Below are 17,977 nucleotides of genomic sequence, written 5' to 3' on the forward strand. Positions count from 1 at the left end.
GCTCCGCCCGCGGCGGCGCCGAAGAAGGCGTCCATGATGTCGCCGAGGCCGCCGAAGCCCGCGAACGGGTCCCGGCCACCGCCGCCCGCGGCGGCGCCGTTGTCCATCGGGTCGCCGCCCATGTCGACGATCTTCCGCTTCTGCGGGTCGGACAACACCTCGTAGGCGGTGGTGACCTCACTGAACTTCTGCTGCGCGTCCTCGGACGGGTTGACGTCGGGGTGGAGCTCGCGCGCGAGCTTGCGGTACGCGCGCTTGATCTCCTGGTCACTCGCGTTGCTCGACACCCCGAGGGTGCCGTAGTAGTCGTTGGCCACCGTCTTGCCGTCCTCCTACGAGAAAATCCTGAAAGCTGTGCGCGGGGCCCCGTCCCGCGGCCCCGGCCGGTGCGGCCCCGTCGTGCCCGCCCACCGGACAGGGTATTCGCGCCGGTCGGCGCACCGACTATTTGCCGGCCACGATCCGCCCCACGTAGTTGGCCACCGCCCGCACGGCGGCGATGGTGCCGGGGTAGTCCATCCGGGTCGGGCCGACCACGCCCATGCCCCCCAGCAGCATCTCGTCCGAGCCGTAGCCGATGGACACGACCGACGTGCTCCGCATCTGCTCGTCCTCATTCTCCTCACCGATGCGCACGGTGACCGCACCGGGGTTGCGTGCGGCGTCCAGCAGTCTGAGGACGACGACCTGCTCCTCCAGCGCCTCCAGCACCTGCCGCAGCGAGTTGGGGAAGTCGGCGACGTTGCGGGTCAGGTTCGCCGTTCCGCCGAGCACCAGCCGCTCCTCGGGGTGCTCGACCAGCGACTCGACCAGCACCGAACTGACCCGGGCGACCGCGTCCCGCAGCTCCGCCGGTGCCTGCTCCGGCAGCTCGGCGACCCGGGTCGCCGCGTCGCCGAGGCGTTGACCGGACAGGGTGCTGTTGAGCACCTCCCGCAGCCGGGCGACGGCGTCCTCGTTGATCACGTCACCGAGGTCGACGGTGCGCTGGTCGACACGTCCGGTGTCGGTGATCAGCACGATCATCAGCCGGGCCGGGGTGAGCGCGACCACCTCCAGGTGCCGCACCGTCGAGTTCGTCAGGGTGGGGTACTGCACGACCGCGACCTGGCGGGTCAGCTGGGCCAGCAGCCGCACCGAGCGGCGCAGGACGTCCTCGAGGTCCACGGCGCCCTCGAGGAACTGCATGATCGCCCGCCGTTCGGCCCCGGAGAGCGGCTTGATCTCGGAGAGCCGGTCGACGAACATCCGGTAACCCTTGTCGGTCGGGATCCGCCCCGCGCTGGTGTGCGGCTGGGCGATGTAGCCCTCCTCCTCCAAGGCCGCCATGTCGTTGCGGACCGTGGCGCTCGACACACTCAGGTTGTGCCGGTCGACCAGCGCCTTCGACCCGACCGGCTCCTGGTTCGAGACGTAGTCGGCAACGATGGCGCGCAGCACCTCGAACCGGCGCTCGTCCGCGGTGGCCACCGGAACCTCCTCTCGTCGCCTGGGACGACCCCGAGTCTACGTGGATCGGCCTCCGCCCCGACCCGGACCGACGAGGCGGAACCCGAGGAGAACACGGTCGACCCACCCGGCCCGGACCGCGGTGACCGGCGTCTCGGTGAGACTGCTCACGACCACCCGGGTGGTGCCGGGGTGGGCGGCCCGCGGAGGTACACCCTCTACATCACCGTCCGTAGGTCTCTCTTCACCTGTTCGAGTGGCGACAATCATCCGGTCGAGTACACAGGTTCGCCCGAAGGCGTGCCGATAACGGCGACATGGCCTTGATCTCAGCGACAACCGTGACCGCATGCACGATCGCCGCCGTCTGTTCGGGTGCCCCGGCCCCCGCTCCCGAGTCCTCCCTGGTGCTGAGCCTGCGGGGCACGACGGGCGTGGAACGTGTCGTGCACCTGACCTGCTCCCCCGACGCCGGGACCCACCCCCGCGCCCGGGCCGCCTGCGCGGCGCTGACCCGGGCGGAGGGCGACTTCGACCGGCTCCCCGTGAAGGACTCGACCTGCACGATGGTCTACTCCCCCGTCCGCGCCGAGGCGCACGGGCACTGGCAGGGGGATCCGGTGGACTACACCACGGAGTACGCCAACCGGTGCGTGGCCGACGCCCGCTCGGGCGGGGTATTCGGATTCTGACGCCGTTTCCGCCGACCACGGCCGGGTAGCCGCCCCCGGAGCAGTCGAGCAGCACCGACGGGGAGGCAACCGGCCGTGGCACAGCAACGTCGTGACGAGAAGGATCGCCAACTCGACCAGTTCCGGGCCTCGCAGGAGGACACCGAACTGACCACCCAGCAGGGCCTCAAGGTCGACCACACCGATGACTCGCTGACCGTGGGCGAACGGGGCCCGACGCTGCTGGAGGACTTCCACTTCCGGGAGAAGGTCACCCACTTCGACCACGAGCGCATCCCGGAACGGGTGGTGCACGCGCGGGGCTCCGGCGCGTACGGCTACTTCCAGCCGTACGACTCCTGGCTGTCGGACTACACGACCGCGCACTTCCTCACCGACCCGAACCGGCAGACGCCCACGTTCGTCCGGTTCTCCACCGTCGCCGGCTCGCGCGGCTCCGCCGACACCGTCCGCGACGTCCGCGGCTTCGCCACCAAGTTCTACACCGACCAGGGCAACTACGACCTGGTCGGCAACAACATGCCGGTGTTCTTCATCCACGACGGGATCAAGTTCCCCGACTTCGTGCACGCGGTGAAGCCGGAGCCGCACAACGAGATCCCGCAGGCGCAGTCCGCCCACGACACACTGTGGGACTTCGTGGGCCTGCAACCGGAGACCCTCCACATGATGATGTGGCTGATGTCGGACCGGGCACTGCCGCGCAGTTACCGGATGATGCAGGGCTTCGGCGTGCACACGTTCCGGCTGGTCGACGCCGAGGGCAGGGGCACCTTCGTCAAGTTCCACTGGACGCCGAAGCTGGGCACGCACTCCCTGGTGTGGGACGAGACCCAGAAGATCGCGGGAAAGGACCCGGACTACAACCGGCGCGACCTGTGGGACGCCATCGAGGCCGGGCACTACCCGGAGTACGAACTGGGTGTGCAACTCGTCGACGAGTCCGACGAGCACCGGTTCGACTTCGACCTGCTGGACGCCACCAAGATCATCCCGGAGGAGGAGGTCCCGGTGCGGCCGGTCGGGCGGATGGTGCTCGACCGCAACCCGGACAACTTCTTCGCCGAGACCGAGCAGGTGGCGTTCCACACCGCGAACGTCGTGCCCGGCATCGACTTCACCAACGACCCGCTGCTGCAGGCCCGCAACTTCTCGTACCTGGACACGCAGCTGATCCGGCTGGGCGGGCCCAACTTCGCCCAGATCCCGGTGAACCGCCCGACCGCGCCCGTGCACAACAACCAGCGCGACGGCTACATGCAGGTCCAGGTACACCGCGGGCGGGCCCCGTACCACAAGGACACCCTGGACGGCGGCTGCCCGGCGATCGCCGACGCCGGCGCCTTCACGCACTATCAGGAGAAGGTCGAGGGGTACAAGATCCGCAAGCGCAGCGAGAGCTTCCAGGACTACTACTCGCAGGCGACCCTGTTCTGGAACAGCATGTCCGAGGTGGAGGCCGAACACCTCGTGGCCGCCTTCCGGTTCGAACTCGGCAAGGTGCGGCACACGCCGATCCGGGAACGGGTGGTCGAGCACCTCAACCACGTCGACCACGACCTCGCGGTCCGCGTCGCCCGCGGTATCGGTGTGGCCGCCCCGACCGAGGCGGCCCGGCCGAACCACGGTCGCTCGTCGCCCGCGCTGTCCCAGCTCAACACCCGGATGGACCGTCCGGACACCCGCGCGGTCGCGGTGCTCACCGCCGACGGCGCCGACACGGCGGGCATTCGGACGCTGATCTCGGCGCTGCGGGAACGGAAGATCCTCGTCGAGGTGCTCGCGCTCACCGAGGGACGGGTCGAACCGGCCACCGGCGAGGCGCTCACCGCCGACCGGGCCGTGAACACCATGGCGTCGGTGCTCTACGACGGGGTCGTGGTGGCCTCCGGGGCTGACGCCGTGTCGACCCTGTCGGCCGACGGCTACGCGGTGCACTTCGTGGCCGAGGCGTACAAGCACGCCAAGCCGGTCGCCGCGTTCGGGGCGGGCGTGGACCTGCTCCGCACCGCCGGGGTCACCGACCGGCTCGCCGACGGCCCGGACGTCGTCGACGACAAAGGGGTGCTCACCACGACGGCCGATCAGGACTCGCTGCCCGACGACCTCGCCGCGCGGCTGGCCGACCGCCTCGCCGGGCACCGCAGCTGGGAGCGCGTCACCGACGCGGTCCCGGCCTGAGCGGGTGACCGGGGTGGGCCGGGCACCCCCGGCCGATGTGTCCTCGTGCGCACCAACCGTCTAGCACTCGGGTACAGCAGAGACCTTACCCACGTGCGCAGCACGCGACGGCGCGGGGAACGCCACAGCGACCTGGGCTGCAGCCCTCAGCGTGGAGCCATCGATCCCCGTGTCAGCCGGGGCGGATTCCGCGACGACGGTCAGTGTTCCGCGGCGTTCGGAACAGTAGTACCTGCCGTCGAAGTTCACGTCAGGCATCCCCAGCACACCCGCATCACGCGGGATCGCGTTCCCCGTCCCATACACGTCAGCGAGGTCTTGGAGACGACGGGCGTCGTCCGGACGCCGCATCCTGATCCAGCTGGTCACGACAGCGAGCAGATTGCCATCCCCGTCCACGGCCACCGCCAACCGGCGCTCCAGTGACCGGCACGGCGTCCGATACAGGAAATCCCGGACTTCCCCGTACGAATGACGGGCGCATCCCGACGCCCGGGGCAGCTCGTTCCGCCGTATCCGCCGCAGACCGAGGCGGGACCATGCGTTGGGTGCCCGCCCTCGACGGGCCTCGGACCGAGCCTTGCTCACCTGCTTCTGCAGGGCACGGCTCACCGCCGCCTCCCCTGTCGAGCCCACCGAGGCACCGGTGCCGAGACCACCACCTGTGGAGATCATCCCCAGGACGAGGGTCACCGCCACACCCACAGCCGCCGTGCCACTCCGCTTCCCGTTGACGGGCCGCACCGTGCCGTTCGAATCAGTGTAGAAGCCGGAAGCTTCGCCATATCGATCACAACCTCCCCTGATTCCTCCAGGGGATACTCGTGACGGCAGTGGCTCTTGTGAGCGGATCGCCGCGGAACCACCCGGTCAGGTGACAGTCTGGTCAGTTCCGATCGAGTTCTGCGGGACACTCCGGCTGGACCTGGTACGCGGAGAACGGTCCTGGACCGTCCCCGTCCGTGCAGAGCGCCCGGGCCCTCCCGGTCCGGCGGTGTCAGGCCATGAACTGCTTCTTCTCCGCACGCCAGGACTCGTCGTCGCGGCCCCTGCGCCAGTAACCGGAGAGCGACAGCAGTCTCTTGTCGAGGCCACGCTCGGACACCAGGTGCCGACGGAGCTCCTTCATCGCGCCCGCCTCGCCGTGCACGAACGCCTTCGCCCGGCCCTCGGGGAACCCGAGCGCGCGCACCGCCTCCACGAGATCGTCTCCGGCGTCGCGGTGCAGCCAGCGGATCTCGGCGTCGCCCTTGGTCGGCAGCGGCTGTTCCTCGGCGACGTCGGCCACCGACAGCAGCGCCCGCACGGGCATCCCCTCCGGCACCACCTCCAGGGACGCGGCGATCGCGGGCACCGCGGCGTCGTCGCCGACGAACAGGTGCCAGTCCACGTCCGCGCTCGGCGCGTACTTGCCCCCGGGGCCGAGCAGCAGCACCTCGTCACCCGGCCGGGCGTTGCGCGCCCAGGGGCCGCCGAGACCGGACTCGCCGTGGTACAGCACGTCCAGTGCCAGTTCCCCGGCGTCCGGGTCGTGCTGACGCACCGTGTACGTGCGTTTCCGCGGGCGCTGATCGGGCGGCAGTCCGTCCTTCAGGGCCGCGGTGTCGAGGGGCTCGGGGAGGTCGACACCGGCCACCGGGAACAGCACCTTGACGTAGCTGTCGGTACAGCCGGTGAGGGAGAAGGAGGCCAGGTCGGGGCCGCCGAGTACCACCCTGGTCATGCGCGGGGTCACCCGCTCGGTGCGGACCACCTCCGTCCGCCACACCGGCTTTCCGCGCCCGTCCCGCTCTCGATCGGCCATGCCGGGCTCCTCCACTCGTCGCGGCGGGCCCCACCGGACCCGCCTGCTTAGGCTTACCTAACCGCCAGGCTAGCCCCCGCACCGTGGGGTGCCGCAACCACGGCACGTCCGGTGGAACTTCTTGACAAGTTGCCAACAACCGACGACGGTAACCGTATGACGCGGTTCGACTACGACGTCGTAGTGATCGGTTCCGGATTCGGTGGCAGTGTCAGCGCCCTGCGCCTGACCGAGAAGGGCTACCACGTGGGGGTCCTGGAGTCGGGCAGACGGTTCGCCGACCACGAGTTCGCCGACACGTCGTGGCACCTGCGCGACTATCTGTTCGCCCCGAAGGCGGGCTGCACCGGCATCCTGCGCATCACCCCGCTTCCGGACGCGCTCGTGCTCACCGGGGCCGGCGTCGGCGGTGGCTCCCTGGTCTACGCCAACACCCTCTACGAACCGCCGGACGCCTTCTACACCGACCGCCAGTGGTCGGGCATCACCGACTGGAAGGCCGAACTCGCACCGTACTACGACCAGGCCAAACGGATGCTCGGGGTCACGACCTACCCGCGCACCACCGCGGCGGACGAGGTGATGCGCGAGGTCGCCGACGACATGGGCATCGGGCACACCTACCGCTCCACCCCGGTGGGCGTGTACTTCGGGAACGACGACACCGACCCCGGACAGCGCGTCGACGACCCGTTCTTCGGCGGCGCGGGCCCCGAACGGCGGGCGTGCCTGCACTGCGGCGAGTGCATGACCGGGTGCCGGCACGGCGCGAAGAACACCACGGTGAAGAACTACCTGCACCTGGCCGAGCGGGCGGGCGCGAAGGTCCATCCGCTGACGACGGTGACCGAGGTGCGGCCGCTCCCCGGGGGCGGCTACGCCGTCGCCTGTGCGCACACCACGCGGCCGTGGCGCCGGTGGACCGTCACCGCCGAACAGGTCGTCTTCTCCGCCTCGGCGCTGGGGACCCAGCGGCTGTTGCACCGGATGCGGGACGCGGGCACGCTGCCCCGGATCTCGGACAAGCTGGGGGTGCTGGCGCGGACGAACTCCGAGGCCGTGCTCGCCGCCCGCACCACCCGCGACGACACCGAGTACCACCGCGGCGTGGCGATCACCTCGTCGATCCACCCGGACGAGGTCACCCACGTCGAGCCGGTGCGCTACGGCAAGGGCAGCAACCTGCTGGGACTGCTCGGCGCGGTGCTCACCGACCCCGTCCCCCGGATGCCGCGGTGGCTGGCCGGACTGCGCGAGATGCTGCGCAACCTGCGCAAGCTCCCCGCCCTGCACAATCCCCGGCGGTGGTCGGAGCAGACGATCGCGCTGCTGGTGATGCAGACCCTCGACAACTCGGTGACCACCTACACCCGCCGGGGCCTGCTGGGCAGGCGGATGCGCACCCGGCAGGGCGCGGGCGAGCCCAACCCGACCTGGATTCCGGCGGGCCACGAGGTCACCCGCCGGGTCGCGGACAAGATCGGTGGCATCCCGGGCGGCGGCTGGAACGACCTGTTCAACGTCCCGTTGACCGGGCACTTCATCGGCGGGTGCGTGATCGGGGACTCGCCGGGGAACGGGGTGGTGGATCCGTACCAGCGGCTGTACGGACACCCCGGGCTGCACGTGGTGGACGGATCGACCATCTCGGCGAATCTCGGCGTCAACCCGTCGCTCACCATCACCGCGCAGGCCGAGCGGGCGATGGCGATGTGGCCGAACAAGGGCGAGGCCGATCCGCGTCCGGAGCCGGGCTCGTCCTACCGGCGGGTGGCGCCGGTGCGCCCGAACCACCCGATCGTGCCCATCGAGGCCCCCGGGGCGTTGCGTCTGCCCATTTCCCCGGCGAAGCCGGGGAGCCCGTGAGAAACTGCCCGCCATGACGACCGAATCGGTGCCGAGATGGCGGAGGCTGGAGCCGGACGAACGGAAGGAACAGATTTTCGCCTGCGCCGCCGAACTGTTCGGTGAACGGCCCTACGCGGAGGTGTCCACCTCGGACATCGCCGCCCAGGCCGGGGTGGCCCGGGGGCTGATCAACCACTATTTCGGCACGAAGCGGGAGCTCTATCTCGCGGTCGTACGCCGCGCGCTGGACATCCCGCACACCGCGATCACCGAGCTCCCGGAGGGGTCGCTGGAGCAGCGGGTCGAGGCCGCGGTCGACTGGTTCCTCGGCATGGTGAGCGCGCAGGAGAAGATGTGGCTCGCCGCGATCACGCCCGAGGGCATCGGCCGGGACCCCGACGTCGAACGGATCCTGGACGAGGCCGACCGCACCGCCGCCGACCGGGTGCTGGAGGCGATGGGGTTCGCCACCACCGACCCCCGGTGGGAGCAGTACAACGCCGTGCTGCGGTCCTACGGGGGGATGGTGAAGGTCGCGGGCAGCGAATGGCTGGTCCGCGGCAGCCTCGACCGCACGCAGGTGCACACCCTGCTCAGCCACGTCCTGCTGACGCTCGTCGCGGACGTCCTCCCCAACCTGCACCCGACGCCGTGAAGGACCCCTTCCCTGCGTCGTGTGCCGTGAAGGGGGCCTTCACGGCACACCTGGCACGGGACGCGGCGGTCAGCGGTAGGTGTGCCGTGAAGGGGGCCTTCACGGCACACCTGGCACGGGACGCGGCGGTCAGCGGTAGGTGAGCAGGTGGGCGGTGTCGCCGTCGAAGTGGGCGTGTTCGTTGAACGACAGCAGGGTGGTGCCCGACCGGCCGGTGACCAGTTTCGAGATCCCGCCGTTGGCGGCCACCCGGTTCAACGTGAGCAGGCCGGTCGCCGGGTCATCGAGCAGCGCCCCGCACAGCGTCGCGATCACCCCGCCGGAGCTGAACACCACGGCCTGTTCCCCCTTGCCGACGACCGCGACCAGGTCGTCGAGCGCGGCGCGCACCCGCGCACGGAACGCGGGCCACGTCTCGGCACACGGGCTGTCCTCCCCGGCGTCGACCCACTCCCGCAACGCGGTGTCCAACGCCGCCTGGAACGCCCGGGGGTCGGCGCGGTCCTGGGCGGCCCCACCGCCGTGGTGGGCGGTGATGTCGGTGTGGTCGTACTCGTTCCACCGGACGTCCTCCTTGAGTCCGGCGCCCGGTGCCGCCTCCGCCAGCGCCAGTTCCCCGGTCGACCGCTGCCGGGACAGCGTGCCGCTGCGGGCCTCGGTCACCGCGACCCTCCTGCGCAGGAGTTCCGTGCCGACCAGGCGGGCCTGCGTCGTGCCGCGGTCGGAGAGCACGTCGTAGTCGTCCGCGCCGAACGAGGCCTGTCCGTGCCTGACCAGGTAGATGGCACCCAGCGGAGTCCTTTCCGTTTCCCGGCTCTTCTCCCGCGCTCCGGTCCCCCGCCGGGGTCACCCGCCGCGGACCCCGTCCCTTGTACCGCACCCGTCGGCGCGGCCGGGCCGGTTCAGGTGAGCTTGCGGAGCAGCCCGGCGGGCAGGGCACGGACGAGCACGCTCAGCGGCGCCCACGGCCACGGCGGGATGTAGGCCTTCGCCTGCTCCTTCTCGATCGCCCGGACCAGCGCGCGGACGCCGGCCGCGCTGCCGGTCAGCAACGGGGTCCTGCCGGACTTGCGGCCGGTCATCTCCGACTCGATGTAGCCGGGCAGCAGCGTGGTGACCCGGATCGGGGTCCGCAGCGTGTCGGCGCGGATGCCGTCCGCGAGCGTGCTCACCCCGGCCTTGGAGGCGGCGTAGGCGGTCAGATTGCGCGGCATCCCGCGCACGGCGCTGAACGACGACACGACCACCAGGTGTCCGGCGTTCTGCTCCCGGAAGATCGCCGTCGCGGCCTCGCACTGGGCCAGGCCCGCGACCGTGTTGGTCTCGACGGTCTGCCGGTTTGCCGCGAAGTGGCCGGTCCCGACGGGCTGCCCCTTGCCGAGTCCGGCGTTGACGACGACGCGGTCCAGGGTGCCCAGCTCGGCGCGGAACTCGTCGAACACCGAGAACACCCGGTCGTGGTCGTTGACGTCGAGTTCCCGCACGACGACCTTGATGCCCGGGTAGCGTTCGGTGAGCTCGGCGGCCAGCGTGTCGAGCCGGTCGCGCCTGCGCGCGCACAGCCCGAGGTTGCGGCCCTGGGCGGCGAACTCCCGGGCCATGCCCTCGCCGAGCCCGGAGCTGGCGCCGGTGATGACGATGTTGGTACGAACGGCCATGCGGAGACCCTACCCTCAGGTAACCGGCTCTCGTCCGGGCCCGGGTGGCGCGTGGGCGGCCCGCCCCGGTCAGGAGAGCTCGTTGCGCAGCACCTTCCCGGTGCTGTTGCGCGGCAACCGCGGCAGGAACGCGACGTCCCGGGGCACCTTGTACCGGGCGAGGTTGGCCCGCACGTGTTCCCGCACGCCCTCGGCGTCCAGCAACGCCCCGTCCGTGGTGACCACGAACGCCTTCAGCCGCTGGCCGAAGTCGTCGTCGTCGACGCCGAGCACCGCCGCCTCCACGACCTCGGGGTGGTCGACCAGGATGTTCTCCACCTCGATCGGGTAGACGTTCTCCCCGCCCGAGACGATCATTTCGTCGTCCCGGCCGTCGATGAACAGCAGGCCGTCGGCGTCGAAGTGCCCCACGTCGCCGGTGGCGAGCAGGCCGTCCAGGACGTCCCTGGTACGGCCGTCGGTGTAGCCGTCGAAGGCCAGGCCGCTGCCGACGAACACCCGGCCGGTCACCCCCGGCTCGGTGATGCGCCGGTCGTTGTCGTCGTACAGCGCGACCCGGCAGCCGACGGGCGGACGGCCGACCGTGCCCGGCGCGCGGCGCCAGTCCTCCGGCGTCGCGACCGTGGCGACGGCGACCTCGGTCGAGCCGTACAGGTTGTGGACGACGTCGCCGAACAGTTCGGTGGCCCGGTTGCCGAGGTCGGGCGACAGTGCCGACCCGGCCACGAAGATGATCCGCAGGTGGGAGGTGTCGTACTTCGCGCGGGTCTGAGCCGGGAGGTCGACGAGGCGCTGCAGCATCGTCGGGACCAGCACGAGCGCGGTGCAGCGGTGCTCGGCGACGCCGCGGAGCACGGTCTCCGGGTCGAACTTCCGCCGCAGCACCACGGTGCAGCCCAACGCGCAGGAGAGGATGAACTGCGAGAGCCCGGTGGCGTGGAACAGCGGCGCGGCCATGTAGGTGGCCTCGCCCACGCGCAGCGGGATGCGGTCGAGGAACTGGGCCGAGTCCAGCGGGGACACCTTCGGCCGGGGGGCGCCCTTCGGGGTGCCGGTGGTGCCGCTGGTCAGCAGCACGAGTCCGCCCGGCTTCTCCGGTGGTGGCACGGTGCGGTCGTCGGCGGCGCTGATCACCGAGTCCAACGTCGGCTCGGTACCGGAGCCGTCGCCGGAGTCGGTCCAGGACAGGTACCGGTCGACACCGGTGATGTCCCCGAGCAGCTCCGCGAACTCCTCGTCGTGGACCAGGACCCGCACGTTCTCGCGCTCGGCCACCGCGGTGAGCTGCGGCTTGGCGAAGCCGGTGTTCATCAGCAGCACCGGCGCGCCGAGCTTGCCCGCGGCGAGCATGGTCAGTACCAGTCCGCGGTGGTCGCGGCAGAGCGCGGCAACGGTGGTGCCCTGCCCGACCCCGCGTGCCGCCCATGCCCGGGCGAGGGCGTTCGACCGGAGGTCGAGCTGGTGGAAGGTCAGTGGTCCCTGCTCGTCGACGATGCCGACCGCCGTCGCGTCCCGGCGTGCGGCCACCCGCACGGCCCCGGCCAGTGGCCCGTACCGGCGCGCGGTGATCAGCGACCGCAATCCCTCGTCGACCCGGGGGAACGGGGCCAGCCCGGCGCGACGCAGCACGTCGATTCCGCGGACGGTGTCGACCACCCGGCGCGTCAGCCCGGCCACGGTCGTCGGCGTCTTCATCGGCCACCTCCTCGAACCTGGTCGAACTAAACCTACCCGCAAGTAGGTTCGCCCGTCGACCCACCCACACCCGCGAGTCGCCACCTGGTCCCCGCGAGTCGACGCCTCGTGCCCGCGAGTCGCCACTACCCGCCCGCGAGTCGCCACCAGGTCCCCGCGAGTCGACATCTGGTGCCCGCGAGTCGACGCAAGGGACCCTTGGCGTCACGTCACCGCCCGCCGCCCGCTCGACCGGATCACCGGCGCTGGGTGAGAACTCGCCGTCGTGGGGCGCCAACTCGCCATCCTGAGGTGGCGACTCGCAGGGGGTTACGGGGTGGCCCGGTCCAGGGCTTTGAGGATGCGTTTGGTGGAGACCGGGTAGGCGGTGCCGAGGGTCTGGGCGAAGTAGCTGATGCGGAGTTCCTCGATCATCCAGGGGATCTCGGCCAGGTCCGGGCCCGGATCCGTGCCGGGTGGCAGCGCGTCCCGCACGGCGTCGTACTCGCCGCGCAGCCAGTTGATCTCGCGCAGCCGCTCGACGTCGCGGCCCGGGTCGGTGGGCAGCTTGTCCAGTCGGCGTTCGATGCCCCGGACGTAGCGGGCCACGTCGGGCAGCCGGTCGTAGCCGGTGCCGGTCACGAATCCCCGGTACACCAGGCCGTCGAGGTGGGCGCGCAGGTCGTCCAGGGACTCACGCAACGCTCCGCCGCCGGTCTCGTCCAGCCGGGTCCGCACCGCCCCCGCCGCGGCGAGCACGGCCTCCACCTCGTGCAGCACGGCCAGGGTGGTGCCGTTCAGGCGCGGGCGCACCGCCTCGGTCAACGCGGCGAAGGCGTCCTCGTCCCAGACGGGTCCCCCGGCCTCGGCGACGAGCTTGTCCACCGCGCAGTCCACGCAGTCCTCCAACAGCGCCGACACGCCGCCGTGCGGGTTGCGGGTGAGCACCAGCTTGGCCTGATTGGACAGGTTCCGGGTGACGTACTTCGCGGGCGAGGGCACGGACAGGCGCACCAGTCGGCGCGTGCCCCGCCACATCGCCGCACGCTGCTGCTCCGGGCTGTCCAGCGTCCGCACGGCGACGCTGTCGCCCTCGTCGACCAGCGCCGGATACGCCCGGACTTCGTGTCCTCCCCGCCGCGCGCGGAACTCCCGCGGCAGCGTGCCGAAGTCCCCGCCGGTCAGGCCGGACCGTTCGACGTCGTCGGCGGCCGCCGAGATCGTCTCCCGCAGCCTGCCGCCCAGCTGCTCCCGCAGGGCGGACAGGTCCTTGCCCTCGGCGACGGTGCGCCGCTTCTCGTCGAGGATCCGGAACGTCATCCGCAGGTGCGCGGGCACCGCGTCCCACTGCCACGCCTCCCGCGGCACCGCGACCCCACGCAGGGCCTCCAGTTCCCGTCCGAGCACGTCGAGCAGCGGGCCGTCGTCCGGGCCGATCCGTCCGGCCACCTGCCGGGCGGTGTCCGGCGCGGGCACGAAGGTGCGCCGCAGCGACTTCGGCAGCGACTTCACCAGCGCGGCCACCAGCTCCTCGCGCAGCCCCGGCACCTGCCAGTCGAACCCGGCGTCGGCGACCTGGTTCAGCACCGGCAGCGGAATGTGCACCGTCACGCCGTCGGCGTCGGTGCCGGGCTCGAACTGGTAGGTCAGCGGGAACTCCAGCTCGCCCTGCCGCCAGACGTCCGGGTAGTCGTCCGCGCGGACCTCGTCGGCGGTGGCGTTGACCAGCATGGCCTTCTCGAAGGTCAGCAGGTCCGGTTGGTCGCGGCGGGCCTTCTTCCACCACGAGTCGAAGTGCCGCGCGGAGACGACGTCGTCCGGGATGCGTTCGTCGTAGAAGGCGAACAACGTCTCGTCGTCGACGAGGATGTCCCGGCGCCGCGCCCGGTTCTCCAGGTCGGTCACCTCGTCGAGCAGTGCGCGGTTGTCGTGGAAGAACCGGTGGTCGGTCTCCCAGTCCCCCTCCACCAGCGCGTGCCGGAGGAACAGCTCCCGCGAGGTCTCCGGGTCGATCCGCCCGTAGTTGACCTTGCGGCCGGACACCAGCGGGATGCCGTAGAGGGTGACCCGCTCGTTCGCCATCACCGCGCCCTGCTTGCGTTCCCAGCGCGGCTCCGAGTAGGTGCGCTTGACCAGGTGCTGCGCGAGCGGCTCGATCCATTCGGGCTCCACCCGGGCGTTGATCCGCCCCCACAGCCGGGAGGTCTCCACCAGCTCGGCCGAGGCGATCCACCGGGGCTGCTTCTTGAACAGCGACGACCCGGGGAACACCGAGAACCGCGTGCCCCGGGCGCCCAGGTAGTCGCCCTTCTCCGGATCCTTGAGCCCGACGTGCGAGAGCAGGCCCGCCAGCAGCGAGGTGTGGATGCGCTGCGGGTCGCCGGGCACGCTGTTCAGCGTGATCCCCAACGGTTTCGCGAGCTGGTGCAGCTGGCCGTAGACGTCCTGCCACTCGCGGATGCGAAGGTAGTTGAGGAACTCGGCGCGGCAGAGTTTGCGGAACCGGTTGTTCGACAGCGCCTTCTGCTGCTCGCGCACGTGGTTCCACAGGTTCAGGTACGCCAGGAAGTCCGAGCCGGGCTCGGTGAACCGCGCGTGCTGCTGCCGGGCCTGCTGCTCGAACTCCGCGGGGCGCTCCCGGGGGTCCTGGATGGACAGTGCCGCGGCGATGATCATGACCTCGCGCACGCACCCGTTCGCCGCGCCCTCGACGATCATGCGTCCCATCCGCGGGTCGACGGGCAGCTGCGCCAGCTTCTTCCCGACCGCGGTGAGCTTGCCGCCCGAGGAGTCCACCGCGCCGAGCTCGGTCAGCAGCTGCACGCCCGCGGTGATCTGGCGCCGGTCCGGCGGCTCGACGAACGGGAACGCGCCGATGTCGCCGAGCCCCAGCGAGATCATCTGCAGGATGACCGACGCCAGGTTGGTGCGCAGGATCTCCGGGTCGGTGAATTCCGGGCGGGAGAGGAAGGCGTCCTCGGTGTACAACCGGATGCAGATGCCGTCCGAGGTGCGCCCGCACCGGCCCTTGCGCTGGTTCGCCGAGGCCTGGGAGATCGGCTCGATCGGGAGCCGCTGCACCTTGGTGCGGGAGTTGTACCGGGAGATGCGCGCGGTGCCGGGGTCGACGACGTAGCGGATCCCGGGCACGGTCAGCGACGTCTCGGCCACGTTGGTGGCCAGCACGATCCGCCGCCCGCGGTGCGGTTTGAACACCCGCTGCTGTTCGGCGGCGGACAGCCGCGCGTACAGCGGGAGGATCTCGGTGTCCGGCAGGTTCATCGCCCGCAGCGCCTCGTCGGTGTCCCGGATCTCGCGCTCGCCGGACAGGAACACGAGCACGTCGCCGGGCCCCTCGGCGGTCAGTTCACGGACCGCGTCGCCGATGGCCGCCACCTGGTCGCGGTCCGGGTCGGCGTCCGGGTCGTCCGGGTCGACCACCGGCCGGTAACGGACCTCGACGGGGTAGGTGCGGCCGGAGACCTCGACGATCGGGGCGCCGTCGAAGTGCCGGGAGAACCGCTCGGGGTCGATGGTCGCGGAGGTGATGATCACCTTGAGGTCGGGCCTGCGCGGCAGCAGCCGCTTCAGGTAGCCGAGCAGGAAGTCGATATTGAGGCTGCGCTCGTGCGCCTCGTCGATGATGATCGTGTCGTACTGCCGCAGCATCCGGTCGTGCCCGATCTCGGCGAGCAGGATGCCGTCGGTCATCAGCTTCACCAGTGTGTCGTCACCGGAGGTGTCGGTGAACCGCACCTTGTAGCCGACCGATTCGCCGAGGTCGGTGTCGAGTTCCGCGGCGATCCGCTCGGCCACCGTGCGGGCGGCGATCCGGCGCGGCTGGGTGTGCGCGATCTGCCCGCGGACGCCGAGCCCCAGGTCCAGGCAGATCTTGGGCAGCTGCGTGGTCTTTCCGGAGCCGGTCTCCCCCGCGACGATCACCACCTGGTTGTCCCGGATCGTCTCGGCGAGATCCTCCCGGCGCCCGCTGACCGGCAGTTCGTCCGGGTACTTCACCGTGGGCACCGATTCGCGGCGGCGGGCCACCCGCCGCTCGGCGGCCTCCACGTCGGCGGCGATCTTCGCGACGACGTCGTCGGCGGGTGCCGGGCGCGGCTTCTTCGACCTGCCCGACTTGGTCAGCCCGTCGATACGCCGACGGAGACGGTTCGCGTCGCGCACCATCAACTCGGGCAGGCGCGAGCGCAACTCGGCGAGGGGGGACGCGGTGGACATACGCACCCCAGGGTAGCCGGGCGCTCCCACGACCCGCCCACCACTTTCCTCCCGGACGGGTCGTGCGCACTCCGACGCCCGGGGGCTCAGCGGCGCACGAGGGCTCAGCGGCGCACGAGGGCTCAGCGGCGCACGAGGGCTCAGCGGCGCACGGTGGTCAACGAGGACGGCCGCAGGTCGGCGAGGCGGCGGTGCCCGGACAGGCCCATGGTCAGGTCGAGGTCGGCGAGCAGGCTGCGCAGCACGTGCCGCACGCCGTCCTCCCCGCCGTGCGCGAGGCCGTAGACCCACGGCCTGCCGACCAGGACGGCCCGGGCGCCCAACGCGAGCGCCTTGGCCACGTCCGCACCGGTGCGCACACCGGAGTCGAACAGCACCTCGATCCGCGACCCCACGGCGCCGACGATCTCCGGCAGCGCGTCCAGCGCGGCCACGGCGCCGTCCACCTGCCTGCCGCCGTGGTTGGAGACGATCACCCCGTCCATCCCCGCCTCCGCGGCCCGGCGGGCGTCGTCCACGTGCGTGAGGCCCTTCAGCACGATCGGGCCGTCCCAGTGCTCCCGCAGGAACGCCAGCGCGTCCCAGTCGCGGTCGGTCCCGGTGATCATCGAGATCCACCGGAGCACGGCCGAGGGCAGGTCGTCCTCCGGCGGCGCCTCCAGCTTCGACCGGAAGACCGGGTCGGAGAACGGCACGGCGGTGCCCTCCCCCTGGAGGAACGGCAGGTAGCCGCGGTCGAGGTCGCACGGCCGCCAGCCGAGCGACCAGGTGTCCAGCGTGACCACGAGCGTGCTGAACCCGGCCGCACGGGCGCGGGAGAGGATGCTGCGGCACACGTCCGGATCGTTCGGCCAGTACAACTGGAACCAGCGCGGCCCGTCCCCGGAGGCGGCGGCGACGTCCTCGATGCTGGTGGACGATGCCGTGGACAGCACGGTCGGCAGGCCCAGCCCCGCGGCGGCACGGGCGGTCGCCCGTTCCGCGTCGGGATGGACGATCGACTGCACCCCCACGGGGGCGAGCAGCACCGGCGCGGGCATCTCCGTGCCGAGCACGGTCGTCGACAGGTCCCGCTCGGTGGCGTCGGTGAGCATCCGGGGCACCAGCCGCCACCCGTCGAAGGCCGCGCGGTTCGCGCGCATCGTGGCGCCCGACCCCGCGCCCCCGGCGACATAGTGGAACGGCCCCGGGTCGAGCAGCCCGGCGGCCGAGTCCTCCAGCTTCGTGGGGTCGGTGGTGAACTCCGGCGTCCGGCCACCGTAGGCCTGCAGGTAGAGCTCGCTCTGGTAGAGGGAGTACCGCTCGCCCATCCGTACCTCCTTCGCCCGGTGCCGCCCGGTGCCGTCCGGGGCGTCCGGGGCCGTCGCGTGCCTCGATGCGTGCCTCGTGCGCGGCATCCTACGGACCGGGGCGCCGGGCCGGGGCGGAAGAGTTGACCTTCGAGTCCGTCGAACGCGCAGACTGCCCGGCATGGACCACATCACGGACACCGGCCTGGACAACATCGGCACGTTCGCCCGGCGGGTGGGCCTCACGCCGAGTGCGCTGCGCTTCTACGACGACTGCGGGGTGCTGCCCCCCACGCGGACCGACCCCGGGACCGGCTACCGGTACTACGGCCCGGACCAGGAACAGCGGGCGGTGCTGCTGCGCACGCTCCGCGACGCCGAGGTGCCGCTGTCCGAGGTGAGCGCCGTGCTGGACGGCCCGGGCGCCGACGCGGAGGAGATCCTGCAGGCGCACGGAGACCGGCTGCGGACCCGGGCCGCCCACGCACACG

General features: G+C 71.4%; 13 protein-coding genes. 5 read left to right on the forward strand and 8 right to left on the reverse strand.

Annotated elements, in window-relative coordinates; all coding sequences use genetic code 11:
* Together SACHA_RS19680 and hrcA are read right to left on the reverse strand one after the other, a co-directional pair.
* Positions 1–317: DnaJ domain-containing protein (locus SACHA_RS19680; protein WP_039737548.1), on the reverse strand; the 317-nt coding region annotated here is incomplete at its 3' end.
* Positions 318–444: 127 nt separating this feature from the next.
* Positions 445–1,470, reverse strand: a complete 1,026-nt coding sequence (gene hrcA, locus SACHA_RS0101155; protein ID WP_019806534.1) for a heat-inducible transcriptional repressor HrcA — start codon at positions 1,468–1,470, stop codon at positions 445–447.
* A gap of 296 nt (positions 1,471–1,766) precedes the next feature.
* Here hrcA and SACHA_RS0101160 point away from each other — a divergent pair, with 296 nt between their 5' ends.
* On the forward strand, positions 1,767–2,141 hold the full coding sequence (locus tag SACHA_RS0101160) for an SSI family serine proteinase inhibitor (protein ID WP_028662773.1): 375 nt from the start codon (positions 1,767–1,769) through the stop codon (positions 2,139–2,141).
* A 75-nt stretch (positions 2,142–2,216) separates the two neighbouring features.
* On the forward strand, positions 2,217–4,322 hold the full coding sequence (locus tag SACHA_RS0101165) for a catalase (RefSeq protein ID WP_019806539.1): 2,106 nt from the start codon (positions 2,217–2,219) through the stop codon (positions 4,320–4,322).
* 997 nt (positions 4,323–5,319) lie between these two features.
* On the opposite strand, the gene SACHA_RS0101175 is transcribed toward SACHA_RS0101165, so the two are convergent.
* Positions 5,320–6,126, reverse strand: coding sequence for a siderophore-interacting protein (locus tag SACHA_RS0101175; RefSeq protein WP_019806543.1), 807 nt, complete (start codon positions 6,124–6,126; stop codon positions 5,320–5,322).
* Positions 6,127–6,282: 156 nt separating this feature from the next.
* On the opposite strand from SACHA_RS0101175, the gene SACHA_RS0101180 reads away from it, so the two are divergent.
* Both SACHA_RS0101180 and SACHA_RS0101185 read left to right on the forward strand, forming a co-directional pair.
* A complete protein-coding gene (locus SACHA_RS0101180; protein WP_019806545.1) occupies positions 6,283–7,992 on the forward strand; it encodes a GMC family oxidoreductase N-terminal domain-containing protein in 1,710 nt (569 codons plus the stop codon).
* A gap of 13 nt (positions 7,993–8,005) precedes the next feature.
* Positions 8,006–8,629, forward strand: coding sequence for a TetR/AcrR family transcriptional regulator (locus tag SACHA_RS0101185; protein WP_019806546.1), 624 nt, complete (start codon positions 8,006–8,008; stop codon positions 8,627–8,629).
* Positions 8,630–8,758: 129 nt separating this feature from the next.
* On the opposite strand, the gene SACHA_RS0101190 is transcribed toward SACHA_RS0101185, so the two are convergent.
* The 5 genes from SACHA_RS0101190 to SACHA_RS0101210 all read right to left on the reverse strand — a co-directional run bounded on the left by SACHA_RS0101190 (position 8,759) and on the right by SACHA_RS0101210 (position 17,507).
* On the reverse strand, positions 8,759–9,421 hold the full coding sequence (locus SACHA_RS0101190) for a histidine phosphatase family protein (protein ID WP_028662774.1): 663 nt from the start codon (positions 9,419–9,421) through the stop codon (positions 8,759–8,761).
* A gap of 110 nt (positions 9,422–9,531) precedes the next feature.
* Entirely contained in the window at positions 9,532–10,287 is a 756-nt protein-coding gene (locus tag SACHA_RS0101195; protein ID WP_019806548.1) for an SDR family oxidoreductase, read from the reverse strand.
* Between the two features lie 69 nt (positions 10,288–10,356).
* Positions 10,357–11,982 (reverse strand): acyl-CoA synthetase, encoded by a 1,626-nt coding sequence (locus SACHA_RS0101200; protein WP_019806549.1) that lies wholly within the window; start codon positions 11,980–11,982, stop codon positions 10,357–10,359.
* Positions 11,983–12,291: 309 nt separating this feature from the next.
* Positions 12,292–16,197, reverse strand: coding sequence for an ATP-dependent RNA helicase HrpA (hrpA, locus tag SACHA_RS0101205; protein ID WP_019806550.1), 3,906 nt, complete (start codon positions 16,195–16,197; stop codon positions 12,292–12,294).
* 140 nt (positions 16,198–16,337) lie between these two features.
* Complete coding sequence (locus SACHA_RS0101210) at positions 16,338–17,507, reverse strand: lactate 2-monooxygenase (RefSeq protein ID WP_019806551.1); 1,170 nt, start codon at positions 17,505–17,507, stop codon at positions 16,338–16,340.
* A 160-nt stretch (positions 17,508–17,667) separates the two neighbouring features.
* Here SACHA_RS0101210 and SACHA_RS19690 point away from each other — a divergent pair.
* Positions 17,668–17,977: MerR family transcriptional regulator (locus tag SACHA_RS19690; RefSeq protein WP_039737550.1), on the forward strand; the 310-nt coding region annotated here is incomplete at its 3' end.

This window comes from Saccharomonospora halophila 8, from assembly GCF_000383775.1.
Classification (GTDB): domain Bacteria; phylum Actinomycetota; class Actinomycetes; order Mycobacteriales; family Pseudonocardiaceae; genus Saccharomonospora; species Saccharomonospora halophila.

Bases quoted from the DNA above. Each gene is read 5' to 3' on its own strand.
- SACHA_RS0101160 (WP_028662773.1), top strand. From the start codon at position 1,767: ATGGCCTTGATCTCAGCGACAACCGTGACCGCATGCACGATCGCCGCC.
- SACHA_RS0101175 (WP_019806543.1), bottom strand. From the start codon at position 6,126: ATGGCCGATCGAGAGCGGGACGGGCGCGGAAAGCCGGTGTGGCGGACG.
- SACHA_RS0101180 (WP_019806545.1), top strand. From the start codon at position 6,283: ATGACGCGGTTCGACTACGACGTCGTAGTGATCGGTTCCGGATTCGGT.
- SACHA_RS0101185 (WP_019806546.1), top strand. From the start codon at position 8,006: ATGACGACCGAATCGGTGCCGAGATGGCGGAGGCTGGAGCCGGACGAA.
- SACHA_RS0101195 (WP_019806548.1), bottom strand. From the start codon at position 10,287: ATGGCCGTTCGTACCAACATCGTCATCACCGGCGCCAGCTCCGGGCTC.
- SACHA_RS0101200 (WP_019806549.1), bottom strand. From the start codon at position 11,982: ATGAAGACGCCGACGACCGTGGCCGGGCTGACGCGCCGGGTGGTCGAC.
- hrpA (WP_019806550.1), bottom strand. From the start codon at position 16,197: ATGTCCACCGCGTCCCCCCTCGCCGAGTTGCGCTCGCGCCTGCCCGAG.
- SACHA_RS0101210 (WP_019806551.1), bottom strand. From the start codon at position 17,507: ATGGGCGAGCGGTACTCCCTCTACCAGAGCGAGCTCTACCTGCAGGCC.